The 13,988-nt window shown below is 57.1% G+C and carries 12 protein-coding genes; 7 read left to right on the top strand and 5 right to left on the bottom strand.

The genetic code is table 11. The annotated features are described in order from the left end of the window. Positions 1–19 precede the first annotated feature (19 nt). The 5 genes from ACQCLF_RS03795 to ACQCLF_RS03775 all read left to right on the top strand — a co-directional run bounded on the left by ACQCLF_RS03795 (position 20) and on the right by ACQCLF_RS03775 (position 5,219). Complete coding sequence (locus ACQCLF_RS03795) at positions 20–442, top strand: hypothetical protein (RefSeq protein ID WP_426984953.1); 423 nt, start codon at positions 20–22, stop codon at positions 440–442. Between the two features lie 79 nt (positions 443–521). Further along, a complete protein-coding gene (locus tag ACQCLF_RS03790; RefSeq protein WP_426984952.1) occupies positions 522–2,666 on the top strand; it encodes a protein-disulfide reductase DsbD family protein in 2,145 nt (714 codons plus the stop codon). Beyond that, positions 2,663–3,214 carry a protein disulfide oxidoreductase gene (locus ACQCLF_RS03785; protein ID WP_426984951.1) on the top strand — a complete coding sequence of 184 codons (552 nt, stop codon included), beginning with the start codon at positions 2,663–2,665 and terminating at the stop codon, positions 3,212–3,214. Before ACQCLF_RS03790 ends, ACQCLF_RS03785 begins: the two co-directional genes overlap by 4 nt. 33 nt (positions 3,215–3,247) lie before the next feature. Next, positions 3,248–4,009 carry a DsbA family protein gene (locus ACQCLF_RS03780; protein WP_426984950.1) on the top strand — a complete coding sequence of 254 codons (762 nt, stop codon included), beginning with the start codon at positions 3,248–3,250 and terminating at the stop codon, positions 4,007–4,009. An 82-nt stretch (positions 4,010–4,091) separates the two neighbouring features. After that, a complete protein-coding gene (locus ACQCLF_RS03775) occupies positions 4,092–5,219 on the top strand; it encodes an endonuclease/exonuclease/phosphatase family protein (protein ID WP_426984949.1) in 1,128 nt (375 codons plus the stop codon). Here ACQCLF_RS03775 and ACQCLF_RS03770 read toward each other — a convergent pair. Together ACQCLF_RS03770 and ACQCLF_RS03765 are read right to left on the bottom strand one after the other, a co-directional pair. Then, positions 5,213–7,603: a response regulator gene (locus tag ACQCLF_RS03770; protein WP_426984948.1), complete on the bottom strand. Its 2,391-nt coding sequence runs from the start codon at positions 7,601–7,603 to the stop codon at positions 5,213–5,215. The two genes, ACQCLF_RS03775 and ACQCLF_RS03770, sit on opposite strands and share 7 nt — an antisense overlap. Positions 7,604–7,721: 118 nt before the next feature. Further along, positions 7,722–9,083, bottom strand: coding sequence for a sugar porter family MFS transporter (locus tag ACQCLF_RS03765; RefSeq protein ID WP_426984947.1), 1,362 nt, complete (start codon positions 9,081–9,083; stop codon positions 7,722–7,724). A gap of 212 nt (positions 9,084–9,295) precedes the next feature. On the opposite strand from ACQCLF_RS03765, the gene ACQCLF_RS03760 reads away from it, so the two are divergent. Further along, complete coding sequence (locus ACQCLF_RS03760) at positions 9,296–9,874, top strand: glutathione peroxidase (RefSeq protein WP_426984946.1); 579 nt, start codon at positions 9,296–9,298, stop codon at positions 9,872–9,874. Positions 9,875–9,914: 40 nt separating this feature from the next. On the opposite strand, the gene hemW is transcribed toward ACQCLF_RS03760, so the two are convergent. After that, the gene (gene hemW, locus ACQCLF_RS03755; RefSeq protein ID WP_426984945.1) at positions 9,915–11,102 is read right to left on the bottom strand and encodes a radical SAM family heme chaperone HemW; all 1,188 of its coding nucleotides are present in this window, start codon (positions 11,100–11,102) and stop codon (positions 9,915–9,917) included. Between the two features lie 278 nt (positions 11,103–11,380). Between hemW and ACQCLF_RS03750 the strand changes: the two genes are divergently transcribed. Then, on the top strand, positions 11,381–11,956 hold the full coding sequence (locus tag ACQCLF_RS03750; protein WP_426984944.1) for a GIY-YIG nuclease family protein: 576 nt from the start codon (positions 11,381–11,383) through the stop codon (positions 11,954–11,956). A gap of 37 nt (positions 11,957–11,993) precedes the next feature. Here ACQCLF_RS03750 and ACQCLF_RS03745 read toward each other — a convergent pair whose 3' ends face one another. Then, positions 11,994–12,947: an IS30 family transposase gene (locus ACQCLF_RS03745; RefSeq protein WP_426984943.1), complete on the bottom strand. Its 954-nt coding sequence runs from the start codon at positions 12,945–12,947 to the stop codon at positions 11,994–11,996. 190 nt (positions 12,948–13,137) lie between these two features. After that, positions 13,138–13,980: a tetratricopeptide repeat protein gene (locus ACQCLF_RS03740; RefSeq protein ID WP_426984942.1), complete on the bottom strand. Its 843-nt coding sequence runs from the start codon at positions 13,978–13,980 to the stop codon at positions 13,138–13,140. Between the last annotated feature and the right edge of the window lie 8 nt (positions 13,981–13,988).

Raw genomic sequence — 13,988 nt, 5'->3', positions numbered from 1 at the left:
TGTCATTTTGAGTTATGTCATGTTGAATCGGGTCACTAAAAAACGCAACGCCTGCTGGTCGCTGCTCGCCGTTTGGATGGTGTTGCTGGTGTGTTGGGGGCAACCCCTGCTGGCAATGCAGACCTGCCCGCTGAGCACTCAGGCCTTGGTCGCCCTCGATCAAGGCCTTATATCAGTGCCCGATTCGATCGAGGCGCCGGCGTCTGTAGAGCACTCCTCAGAATCGTCCTTAGCAGAATCATCGGATCAGTCCGACTGCGAACTCACTCAGCAGCTATTGCAAGCCAGCGTGTATACCGCCGATATGGCACTGCCCACCTGTTTGCTGCTGCTGTGGCTTCTCACCGTTTTCGTTCGTCAGGGTTGCGCCCCGTGGCGGGCTTCCGAGCCCATTGGTGAGCCGCGCCGCCGCCACCTGATCTACTGCGTTTTCCGGGAATAGCCTTCGATACCGAACCCAACGGCATTGCTGTTGGTGATCGCCACTGGTATTGAATGTTAAGTAACCCGGAGATACCCCTATGACACGTCAACGACGACGGGTCGGCTTTGGCTTCTTGCTGTGGCTGGCCGGTCACCTTGCCTTGGCGCATGCCCAGGCACAACAACCCCCTGATACGGACTGGGTCCGCGTCGACGCTCATCCCGAGGCCGCCGTGCAACTGGCGCTGACGGGACAGCGTACCGAGGAGGGGGCCTACCTGGCCTTTCTGGCCATTCAGCTCGATGATCCCTGGAAAACCTATTGGCGCTCGCCGGGCGAGGCGGGGCTGGCCCCGGTCGCCGACTGGTCCGGCTCGCGCAACCTGGGTTCGGTGGAGTGGTTTTGGCCCCGGCCCCATCGTTATGAGCTTCAAGGCATCGAAACGCTGGGCTATAAGGGCGAAGTCGTTTTTCCCTTGCATATCTCCCCTGAAGACCCTGACCAGCCAGTGCAACTGACCGGCCGCTTTACCCTGCCCAGTTGCACCACACTGTGCGTGCTCACGGACTACGATCTGGCCCTGACACTGCCTTCGGGAGAGATGCGACCGATTGAAGAACGGATGAGGCGCTTCAATCAGAGCATGAGTGAAGTGCCGGTGGTTCGTCCGGACGTGCGCGTCACCGCCTTCGAATGGGACGCGAACAGCGGTCTTTTGCAGATGGTGGCCGAGCGCGAAGGAGGATGGACGAAGGCGGACGTGATTATCGACGGCGCCGCTTCCCTGCTGGATGAAGTGCAATTCCATCGGCCCGCGATAACGGTGGATGGCAACACGGTGACGGCGGTGTTTGAGCCCGAGTTTTGGTCAAAAGCCCCGGACTGGGTGGGTGAAACACTGACGGTGACCTTGCTGGGCGAGACATTTGCCGCCGAAGCGTCGGTGGCACTGACCCCGGGCACTGTCAGCCCGCCGGCGTCCAGTTCTGTCTCCCTGGCGACGGTGTTGCTGTTTGCCTTTCTGGGCGGGTTAATTCTTAACGTCATGCCCTGCGTGCTGCCGGTGCTGGGCCTGAAACTGCACGGACTGATCGGTGCCGGCGGGCAGTCCCGCCAGCGTATTCGTCGACAGTTCCTGGCGTCGGCGGGCGGCATTCTGGTGTCGTTCTGGTTGTTGGCGGCCTTTATGCAGGGCCTAAAGTGGAGCGGCTCGACGCTGGGGTGGGGCATTCAGTTCCAGAGTCCGGTTTTTGTGGCCCTGATGGCGCTGATTACGTTTTTGTTTGCGTTGAATTTACTGGGGCTGTTCGAGCTGCGGCTGCCAGGGCGTTGGAACCAATGGGTGGCTGGTCGAGGGGATGATTCGCTCGGCGGGCATTTCATCCAGGGTGCCTTCGCCACCATACTGGCCACGCCGTGTACGGCGCCGTTTCTGGGAACGGCCATTGCGTTTGCGCTCGGCGCGAATGCCTGGCAGTTATGGTTGACCTTTACCGGTCTGGCCGTCGGCATGGCCGCGCCGTGGCTGCTGGTGGCGGCAGTGCCTTCGCTGGCGGCGCGACTGCCTTCGCCGGGGCCCTGGATGACGGCCATGAAGTGGGTGTTCGGGGCTCTCATGGCAGCGACCAGCGTCTGGCTGCTCAGCCTGTGGGCCGGTTTTCTGTCCCCGCTGCAAACCGGGTTGCTGGTGGCGCTGTTGAGCGCCGTAACGTTGTTCCTGGTCACCCGCCGTTTTGGTGTGCGGGGGCTGTGGGTGACGCTGACGGCGGGGGTTCCCAGTGTTCTGGCGGTGCTGCTTGTGGTTGCCCTGATTCGCGGGCCGCTCAGCACGTCGCTGCCGTCGGACCTGCGCTGGCAAACGCTGGACACTCAAGCGATCAGCGCGGCGGTGCAAGAGGGCAAGGTGGTGTTCGTGGATGTGACGGCGGACTGGTGTGTGACCTGCCAGGCCAACAAAGTCGGTGTGCTGCTGCAGGAGCCGGTGTATTCCGCCTTGCAGGCCGACGACGTGGTTCGGCAACGGGGCGACTGGACGCGTCCGGACGAGCGCATTACCGACTACCTTCAGTCTCAGGGGCAGTACGGTGTGCCATTCAATAGCGTCTATGGCCCCGGTGCACCCGATGGCATTCCCCTTCCGGTCATTCTTCGGGATGAGGCTGTGCTTGACGCTCTGGAGCGGGCGCGCGGGGAGCATTCCTCCCGCGAATCGTTGTCTCGTGAATCGGGGAGCCGTTTATGACTGAGCCTCGTATAACAGGACCGCTTGCGAACGGCGCTCGTTCGCTGCGAGCGCGCGCACTGGGCTGGCTTAAAAATCTGACGCTGTTTCTGGTGCTGTTTATCGTCGCCAGTGCCGTGATGGACTATTGGCGGGGGCGGCATTTGGCGGGCCAGTCCGTACCCGCTATCGATTTGAGTACGCTGGAGGGCAGCCCCGTGGACTTGGTCGCCTTAAGCGAAGAACGTCCTGTCCTCGTGTACTTCTGGGCCACTTGGTGCGGCGTCTGCACCGTGGTATCGCCGACCATCGACTGGTTTGCGGGGGAGCACGAAGTTATTTCCATCGCGCTCACCTCCGGCGACGACGCTCGCCTGCACCGCTATATGGAAGCGCACGAGTACGACTTCCCCGTCGTCAACGATCCCCGTGGCGAGCTGGCGAATGCGTGGGAGATCAGCGCCACACCCACCGTGGCGATTGTACGTCACGGAAAAATTGTCTCTTTCACCACCGGGGTAACGACGCCCCCCGGTCTCTGGTGGCGCCTGTGGCGCGCCGGGTCTTGAGACGGCCTGAATTTATTGATTTGGAGTAATGATATGAAACTGAATCTGAAACACGTTACCGCACACAATAGTTTGTTCCGCAAAAGCCGGGGCCTCTGGCTGGCCGTGCTGATGGCGCTGCCGGTGGTCGGTGCGGCGCAAACCCTCACCGAGGATCAAAAGGCACGACTGGATGAGCTGGACGGTTTATTGCGGGAGAACCCCGAACTGATCGAGTCGGTGGCGGACAGCGTAAAACGGTATTTGAAAACGGAGCAGGATACGCGCAGCCGCCTGGAGGCGCAGGCATCGTGGCTGTCCGATGAACGGCACCCGGTGCTGGGCAATCCGGACGGCAAGCGGCAGCTGGTGGTTTTCAATGATTACAACTGCCCGTTCTGCAAACGGCTGGAGCCGGTGCTGGAAGAGGCTATTGAGGACTATCCGGACCTCAAGGTCGTCAATGTATTCCTGCCGCTGCGACAGCAAATGGTGTCGGGCCTGAACACCAACTCGGCGCGTTATGGCATGCAGGTCTGGCTGGACCGCCCGGACGTGTTTGCACAGGTGCATGAGGCGCTCATGTCCAAAAGTGGTATGCACACCGCCTCCTCCCTGAAAAAAGTGGCGGCGGATACGGGCACCGGGAAGCAGCTTGAGCGCAGTGCGCAACTTGGTGAGCGCGAGCAGGAGAATTACGAGGTGTTCACGGAGCTTGGGCTGCGTGGGACACCGAGCCTGGTCATTGGGGGTGAAGTCTTGCCTGGCTTCGTTCCCTATGAGCGCCTCAAACCACTGCTGGATGATGCGTTGTAATTTGTAGACCGGTTGCTTGTGCCGGCCCGGGGGATCACTTACCCTTGGGCCGTTCGCTTTTTCCTTTCAGGACTTATATTGCATGCAGGCTATTCTTTGGGTTGCCTTAATCGTTCTGGTGTTGGTGACCGTTTTGCCCCTTCTGCGTCATGGCGCCTGGTGGATTCGCGGGCTGGACTTTCCGCGTCTTCAGTTCGCCGCTCTGGCGCTGGTCATGGTCTGCTTGCCGCTGTGGTTGCTGGACCGGACGGCACCGGGAACATGGGTCATGGCCAGTGTGGCCCTGGCCTGCCTGATGTACCAGAGCTGGTGGATATTGCCTTACACTCACCTGCATCGCCAGGAGGTGCGGCAGGTGCGGACGTTGACGGAGAGGGATAGGGAGCAACGCATTGCCATCCTCACCGCCAATGTCCTCACCCCGAACCGCCACGCCGACAAGCTCCTGGAGTTGGTCCGTCTACACCAACCGGACTTGCTGGTGACCCTGGAGTCTGATGGATGGTGGCAGCAACAGCTGGATTTGTTGGGGACGGATTACCCGTACTCGATCAAGTGCCCGCTGGATAACCTTTACGGCATGCACGTGTACTCCCGTTATCCGCTGGAAAACGAAGCCATTCAGTTTCTGGTGGAGTCTGACGTACCCTCCATGCATTCGGAAGTGGTATTGCCCTCCGGTCAGCGCGTCGTGGTGCATTTTCTGCATCCCGCACCGCCGAGTCCCACCGAAAATGAAACATCCTCCGAACGCGATGCGGAACTGCTGGTCGTGGGGCGAAGCCTGAGAGAATGTGAGCTGCCGGTGATTGTGACCGGTGACCTGAACGACGTAGCCTGGTCGGCCACCACCCGCCTGTTCCGCAAGATCAGCGGCCTGCTGGACCCGCGAATCGGGCGCGGTATGTTTAACAGCTTTCATGCCAAGATCCCGTTGGTGCGCTGGCCGTTGGATCACCTGTTTCACAGTGACGATTTTGTGCTGGAAGGAATTCGTCGGCTGCCCGGTTTTGGTTCAGATCATTTCCCCATGCTCGTGCGCCTGGTATACCGGGAACACGCCCGCCCGCAGGAAGGGCTGGAAGCCGATGCGGAAGACCGTGTTCTGGCCTCGGAAAAAATCGACGCCGAATCGGTGAAACCCTCGGATGTGCATCGGCCGGAACGGCAGCGCATTGTGTTGTCCGCACCGCCGCCCTTGCTTCAATAGCTTTTGGGTAAACTGATCGCCTCAAAGGTTTGCTGCAGTTTGGCCAGAGTGATGGGTTTGCCCAGATAATAATTCATCCCGGCGGCATACACCGCTTCGCGATGCTCCTGCAGGGCGTGCGCCGTCAATGCCACGATCGGCACTGGCGCTTGCCCATGCTCGCGTTCGTACTGTCGAATTTGGCGGGTGGCCTGAAAGCCGTCCATTTCCGGCATCTCGCAATCCATAAGGATCAGATCATAGCGCGTGGCAGTCGCCGCTTCGTACGCTGCGAGGCCGTCGTCCACTAGATCGGGTTCGATGCCCAGTTTCCCTAGCAGCCCTTTGATGACCATTCGGTTGACGGCGTTGTCTTCGGCCACCAGAACGTTGAGGCCGGCAAACGACAGCGTGTTCTGCAGCACGGGTGGTTGCTCAGCGGAAAACGGTTCCGCAGACGGGCCTAACAAGCGAAGCAATAGCCGCTGAAAGCTTCGGGCTGAGAAAGGTTTGTGCAGGGTACTGTGTACCTCAAGAGTGGCGAGAGTGCTCGGGTCAATATGGGGTTCGCCAGCACTGAGCAATACCCGGGGGATTTCTTTCGCTTCGGGCACGCCACGCAGGCGACGGAGCCACTCTATACCTGTCATGTCCTCCAGCTGGCCACCCACCACCACAAAATCCACAGCTTTTTGTTCGCTCAACAAGGTTTGCAAGCGGTGCAATGCTTGCTCTCCGTGAGAAAATTGGTCCAGCGTCATGCCCCACAGGCGAGTGTAATGGGAGAGAGATTCGCCCTGCTTGGGGCTGGTGTCCACCAGTAACAGGCGTCGTCCCTTCAGGGCGTTGGCGGCCTGGAATTCCTCGAGGGTGACCGGGTTCTCCACCGGGTCAAAGGCGGCAATAAACCAGAATCTGGCGCCTTTGCCTTTTTCACTTTCTACCCCGATTTCGCCGTCCATCAGCTCCGCGAGACTTTTGCTGATGGCGAGCCCCAGGCCCGTGCCCCCGTACTGGCGCGTGGTGGAGGCATCTTCCTGGTTGAACGAGTCGAACAGCGATTGCTGAGCATCGGTCGCGATACCAATGCCGGTGTCCCGAACCGTAAACAGCAGGCGTGGACGCCCGGGTGTGTGTCCCTCACTCAGCGACACCTCCAGTTCCACATGGCCGTGAGTGGTGAACTTGAACGCGTTGCCCAGCAGGTTGATCAGAACTTGTCGCAGCCGGGTGGAGTCACCCAGCAGCTGGCGGGGCACATCGGGGTCGACGCCGCCCATCAGTTCAATGCCATGCTTATTGGCGGTGGCACTGAATAATTGGAGGCAGTCTTCAATCAGGTCTTCCAGATCAAACGGGGCAACCTCCAGGTGCATTTTGCCCGCTTCGATCTTGGAGTAGTCAAGAATGTCGTTAATGATATCCAGCAGCGTTTCGCCGCTGCGATGGATGATATCGAGATAATGTTTCTGGTTATCGTTCAGCGGTGTATCGCGCAGCATTTCCAGCATGCCGATGACGCCATTCATGGGGGTGCGAATCTCATGACTCATGGTGGCCAGAAACTGGCTCTTGGCCCGGTTGGCATCCTCGGCCGCGCGCTTTTGTTGTTCGTTGTGCGCACTTTCTTCCCGCTCGTTCCGCAGCGCGATTTCCATCGCCTGGCGCTGCTCGATATCCTCCAACAGGCTTTCGCGCATGTGGTTGATCGCGTTTACCACATTGTCCAGCTCATCCGGTGTGTCATCGGGTTTGTTGCGTTTCAATCGGAGAGGTAGGTTCAAGTTGTTCAGATGCAGATGACGGGCGTACTGCGCAATGGTTTCCATGTGACGGGTCAGCAACGTGTAGACCAGCCATAAAATGAAAAATGAGATAATCAGCGTTTTCGTGCCCTGCACGCCGACGATCATCAGCGTGCGCTGCCACATGCGATCGTAAATATTGGTCAGGCTGGCGGTGACCGTCAGAGTGCCCAGATCCTGTCTTGGCGTGTTTTCATCTTCATAAACCAAAGGGTAGGTCTTGGTCAGGAACTGGTTGGGGCGGGCGGCCACATCGTCAGCAATGGTCTCGTCACTTTGCACCACGAGGGTTTGTTCTTTATCGTTCCAGTCCCGCCAGGAAACGCCTACCCATACAACATCCTCGACATCAAGTACGCTCTCGATCTGGATCGACAGCTGCTCCTGATCAAACCCCCACAGGCTCTTGGTGATACTCGCGAGCGTACTGACTCGTACCTGATCCAGACGCTTTTCGAGCGCCGAAAGATCATCCTGAAAGCTGGCGTACAGCTGCATCAAAATAGCGATTAACGTAATCGCCGAGCTGCTCAGGATAATCAGCCCGAGCAGCCGGGTGGCAATAGGATTTTCCCGCGTGTATCGAATCAATCGCAGCATGCAATGTGTCGCCAGGCCGAGGGCTGAACCAGAACAAGCCGCACAACAGCGTGATTGCGCGCACCCGCTCGGGGAAACGGGTTAAGTGTAGCACCTCGTCCGTGAAGAGGCCCAAACCTTAACGTTTGCTCAACTGCTGCTCCAATGCCTCCAGGGAGACGCCTTTCGTCTCCGGCATCCAGTAGCGCACGAACAGGAGTTGCAACACCATCATCAATGCAAAGAACCCGAATATGGGTGCGCCCCCAAGGCTGCCGGCAATGGCCGGAAATGAGAACGCGACCAGAGCGGCGAACACCCAGTGGGTGCCCGAGCCGAGGGACATGCCAAAACCTCGCACGCGGTTGGGGAAAATCTCTGCAATAAACACCCAGATACAGGCGCCCTGGCCAATCGCGTGAGACGCGATAAACACAAAAATCAGCAGCGGCACCAGGCTGCCATTAAACGCTTCCCACTGGAACACCAGCGCCAGGCTGACCAGCGACACAATATAGCCAATCGAGCCCACGTACATCAGCAAGCGACGTCCCAAGCGATCAATGAGCGCCAGACCGATCAGCGTAAACACCAGGTTGATTAGCCCCACGCCCGCCGAGGACAGCAGCGCGGCGCTGTCTTCCATACCCGCCATGCTGAAAATACGCGGGGCGTAGTAAATAACGGCATTGATGCCCGACACCTGATTAAAAAACGCGAACAGAAACGCCAGGATAATGGGCCAGCGGTAGCGGCCGGAAAGAAAGTCCCGCCACTCGGCTGTTTGAGGGGAGGCTTGTGTTGTTGCAGTTTCAGTGTGGCTTCTCTCAATCTCCTCCAGTGCCAGGTCAGCCCGGGCGGGATCAATTTGGGCCAATACCTTTCTGGCACCCTCGCGGTCGCCTCGGCGAGCGATCAACCAGCGCGGGCTGCGCGGCACAAACAGTATGAGGATCACAAACAGCAGGGCCGGTAAGACCTCGACGCCCAGCATCATTCGCCAGTCACCGCCCGCGCCAGCCACCCAGTAGTTGGACAGGTACGCACACAGAATGCCGAAGACCAAATTGAACTGGAACATGGCTGTTAAGCGACCGCGCAGAGAAGTAGGGGCGATCTCCGAAATATACACCGGTGCCGCCACGGACGACGCGCCCACCCCGAGTCCGCCGATAAACCGGAACAGCATCAACGTGTAGATATCCGGTGCCAGTGCCGAACCGAGCGCGGACACCAAATAGAGAACGCCAATCCAGAACAGGGTCGTCTTGCGGCCATATCGGTCACAAGGAATCCCCCCGAAAATCGCCCCGATAACCGTGCCGACCAGTGCCGAGGACACCATGGCCCCGAGCAGCGCATCGCTCAACCCCCACTGGCGCTGGATTGCCTGCTCGGCACCGGAGATGACAGCGGTATCAAAACCAAACAGAAAGCCGCCCAGAGCGACGGTGAAGGACCAGAATAAAAGCTTGCCCGTGTGAGCGGTGGAGTGCGTCATAGTGTTCATCCATTATTGCTTTTATCGCGCGGGAAGGCGCTAAATCTCAAAATGTAATCGGTATCATACGGGGTGGATCGGGCGCTCGCCAGTGTCGTGATTCACTTTTTTGGCGCGGTGAGCGTATTTACAGACAGTTTGCGCTAGGATAGTCGTTAGTATAGAAGGCCCGGCGAGTGGGTGGTGATATTCCGAATCGAGAGGTGTGCACCATGTGGAAGCGTTGGACAAGTATTGTGTTGTTTGGAGTGATGGCGCAAGCGGTGTCAGCCGCGGAGCCGGACACCCGTGAGGGCTCGAAGGCCGAATGCCCGGACGCCCTGAATCACGAATTTCGGCGGCTGCACAGCAACGAAGACATCAACCTGTGCGAGCGCTTTGGCGGCCAGCCGCTGCTGGTGGTGAATACCGCCAGCCATTGTGGCTTCACCTCGCAGTTCGGTGGGCTGGAAGCACTGCACGAGAAATACGCCGAGCAGGGGCTGGCCGTCATTGGCTTTGCGAGCAACGCGTTTGATCAGGAAGCCGATTCCGAAGAAGAGGCCGCCACGGTTTGCTACGAGAACTTCGGTGTGACCTTCACCATGCTGGCCCCCACGCCCGTGACTGGTGACGACGCTAACCCGGTGTTCAAAGAGCTGGCCCGCCAGACCGAAGAGCCCGGCTGGAACTTCAACAAATACCTAGTGGCGCCGGACGGCACCGTGGTGAAACACTTCGGCAGCCGCGTCAAACCCGACTCGAAAGACATGACCCAGGCGATTGAACAACTGCTGTCAGACACTCAATAAATCGTGGCGAGCGGCTGGACCTCGATCAACGGGGCGTCGATTAAAAGGCCGCCAGCACATCGTTGAGAAAGCGGCGGCCCAATGGGGTAGTGGCCAGCCGCTCTTCCGCAGGTCTCACCAGGCCTTTCGCCGCCAGAGTCTGCCATTGACGGCTGATATGATCCAGGGCCAAGCCGGTGCGCTCGGTGAATCGCTCTGGCGCCACGCCCTCATTAAGGCGCAAAACGTTCAGCAGGTAATCCAGCGGTAACCCCCCGGCCTCCAGCGTTTCTTCCCCTGCCAGTAACGGGTGTCGGCCCGCAATAATAGCGCCCGTGCCGCTCTGCTCAGTGAACGCCGCAGCCCGTGACAGATAGTGTTCGGGCAACCGGGTTTTCCAGCGGCGGGTAATGCGGCTTTCCCCGGGCAAAGTGATCTTCCCGTGCGCGCCCGCGCCGATGCCCAGATAATCCCCATACGTCCAGTAATTCAGATTGTGCCGGGCGAACTGGCCGTGTCGTGCGTACGCCGACACTTCGTACTGCTCGTAACCGGCCTCGGCCAGTCGGGCCTCCCCCATCTCCTGAATATCCGCCAGTGTGTCCTCCACCGGCAGCAGTGGCGGCGCGCTGTAAAAGTGCGTGTTCGGCTCAATGGTGAGCTGATACCAGGACAAGTGCTCCGGCGACAGCGCAATGGCCTGATCCAGATCCGCCCTGGCCTCCGCCGTGGTTTGATCCGGCAGCCCGTGCATCAAGTCCAGATTCAGATTGTCGAACCCGGCGCGACGCGCCATATCCACCGCGCCCAGCGCCTCCTGCCCTCCATGAATTCGGCCCAACTTCTCCAACTGATGATTCTGAAAACTCTGAATACCGATAGAAAGACGATTGACGCCTGCCCGACGGTAACCGGAAAACCGCTCCTGCTCGAACGTGCCGGGGTTGGCCTCCAACGTGATCTCCGCGTCGGAGGCCAGCCCAATCGTGTTATCCACCTGCTCAAGAATGCGCCCGATGGCGCCGGCGGAAAACAGACTTGGCGTGCCGCCGCCGAAAAACACCGTTTGAATAGAGCGGCCCTGAGCCAATGCCTTTTCCTGCGTTAGATCCAGCGCCAGCGCGGCCACATAATCGGTCTCCGGCAGCGCATCTCCCGCATGGTGAGAGTTGAAATCACAATAAGGGCATTTGCGCACACACCAGGGAATGTGGATATACAAAGAAAGCGGCGGTAATTGCAAGCTCATGAAAACAGCGGCTCGGTCATATTGAAGCGCCACTATAGCATGTGAAGGGGTCTATTCTGACGCTTTTTATGAAGATGGGCTATTTCCAGATTAACGATTCACGTGCCATACTTCGCTATCGCTTACACGAAGTAAAAACTGATTTGATAAACAGTGTATTGAGCCGATGCCCAAACATGTGGGCGTTTATGTCGAAGAGAAACGGGAAAATTCAACAGAAACTGCGAGGAATGATATCGCGCATGCGCGATATACTAATGTTAAATGTAAGGAGATACATGGCCCAGAATCCATTCTATGTCTACGCCTTGAAAGACCCGAGAGAGCGACCTGCTAAGGCCTTTTATATCGGTAAAGGTACTGGCAACCGCGCCTGGGAGCATCAGACAGTAGAGGATGACAGCGAAAAAGGGCAGGTCATCAAGGCAATACATGAATCTGGCCATTCAGTGCTGCATACAGTTATTACTGACAATCTCAATGAGGAGCAGGCTCTCAAAATTGAAGCAGAACTGATCGCTGCATTTGGGATACGTTCGCGGGGTGGGCTACTGACAAACAGGGTCCAACCGAACCCTGAAACGATCACAAAAAAGGTCGGAGTTAATATCCCAGACGGCTGTTATGAAAAAGCTCAAATGGGACTCGGCATACTTAAAAGCGCAGTCATGGAACTGGCCAAGGCTAATCCAGAGGGGATTAAGAATTCTGATGCTGCCAAATACCTCGGCCTGCAGTCAGATTACGGTGGTGGTTCAAAAGATTATCTAACCTACAGCCTTCTTGGTTTATTGATGAAAGAGGGTCGCATCGAGCGTACCGAGAAAAGAAGGCATGTGGCGAAATCTGAGTAAAACACCTAGTGTCAACTTTGAACCGCGACAGAAGTAGCTAAGCATAGTACAGCTCCGAGGGTGAATAGTATTGATGGCGCTTGCGTGGCCGAGCGTTAAGCTCATTGGCAATATGATCGCATTGCTGTTGAGTCAAGTGCTCCATTGAGGTGCCTTTAGGAATATATTGTCGGATTAGTCCATTGGCATTTTCGTTACTTCCCCTTTCCCATGAGTGGTATGGGTTAGCAAAGTAGAACTTGACTGCGCTGTGTGCTTCAATGCTTTTGTACTGATGGAACGCGGTACCGTTGTCGGCAGTAATTGTTTTGAAAAGCAAGGGGTCTCGGCTAATTAACCGTTTGGTCTTTTTATTTAAGGAACGAGTAGATCGATCTTGAAGCTTCCCAATCATGAGGAATCCGGTTTTACGTTCCACCAGGGTGACAAGACAGTCCGTTGACCCTTTGCCCATAACGGTATCGATTTCCCAGTGGCCCTTATAGCGACGGGTTTCTACTGTTTTAGGGCGCTCCGTAATGTGACGCTTGTCAGTCAGTCGCCCTCTGCTGTCATAGGCTTTGTAGCGCTTTCGACGAACCTTGGGAGATTGACGAAGGTGTGTCCACAGGTTGCCTCCTTCAGCCTTGTCACGCCAGATATATAAGTAGATTGTTTCATGGGAGAAGCACGGCTGTTTCAAACGACGAAGATAACCAGTAATTTGCTCAGGACTATACTTCTTTCTAAGTAGCTTACGGACCACTTTGAAGTCGTCATCTGAGTAATGACTATTTCTTCTTGAACGCCCTCTCCGGGCGACTGTGCGCCGCTGAGCTTTACTGGGTCGGTAGGCCCCATCAATATGAAAGCAACGGTTTCGGTCCAGTTCGCGATATAGCGTGCTTCGGTGCCGGCCCATGTGATCAGCAATCTTTTGAATGGATAGGCCTTGTAATTTCAGCGTGGAAAGGACTACCCTTTCCTCTGAGGTAAGCTGTTGGTATTTCATAGGCTTTTTCAACTTCTTGGCGGGAGTGAAAAAAGACTGATACTACAGCTTGCCTCTCTTATTTTGTAGGTTGTCGCACTTAGTATATGAATTCGGGAATAGTAACAGCACAGCCGCCAATGCGGGACCCTTGCAGGAAATGCTTCTAAGCCGCTGTATGTTTTGGTTAGCTCGGTGAGTTTGCATTGTATTACTGGCGATCATAAATGGTGGCTAGCCCGTACTGGCTTTGGCGAAGAAGTGCGCCTAATTGCTCCTTTTGCCGGAAAATTTCCCGGCGAGATTCTGGCGACTCCATTGCTGTCAATTGCGTCTCCAGTTGCTGTATGCGGGTTTGATAATGGAGTAGCGCTTCTTCATAGTTCAGGCGTGCCAGCGTTAACTGGTTCATGTGATCGAATGTGAAGGCGACCATAAATGGACCATCGGGAAGCGACGCAAGGTCCATCGCCTTGAGTCGTTGAAAGGCGTTGAGTGCGCCGGTGTAATCGGCTGTGTGCAACGCACAAAGACCAATGCCGCGCCAGGCATGCCCGACATAGCGGCTGTGCAAGTCGATTAGTCCGAATGTTTGCCGGGCGTCTCTGTAGAACCCCTGTTGTAGTTGGGACAGGCCGAGCATCATGCGCAGTCGGTTTTGGTGCTCCGCATTCAGGGGGCGGCCCAATACGGTCTGGATTTCCCTGTGGGCATCCGACCACCAGCCCTGTCTCAGGTAAGCAATGGCCAGGTTGGTTCTGGCCTCAGTATAGTGGCTGTCTTTGGGTCGAAATGACTGGTAGATCTTGATCGCCTCGCGATGCTTTCCCTGCTGCTGCCAAGTCAATGCCTGAATCAGTAACAGGTAGTGGCACTGCGCATCATTCGTACGATAGTTGCGCAACAGATCGGGCAGGGTGTTGTGGATTGCCTGCCACTGGCCTTTGTTCACGAGTTCTTCCACGTGCGTCATTGCGTGACTAATGTCGTTCGCAACCGCAATGGAGGTCGCTGCGCTGGTCAGGAACGCCGTAGTAATCAGGGTGCTGATCACTACGGCGC

Source organism: Marinimicrobium sp. ARAG 43.8 (assembly GCF_050113635.1).
Classification (GTDB): domain Bacteria; phylum Pseudomonadota; class Gammaproteobacteria; order Pseudomonadales; family Cellvibrionaceae; genus Marinimicrobium.
The sequence above is the reverse complement of the archived record's forward strand: the minus strand, read 5'-3'. Positions and strand labels throughout refer to the sequence as shown.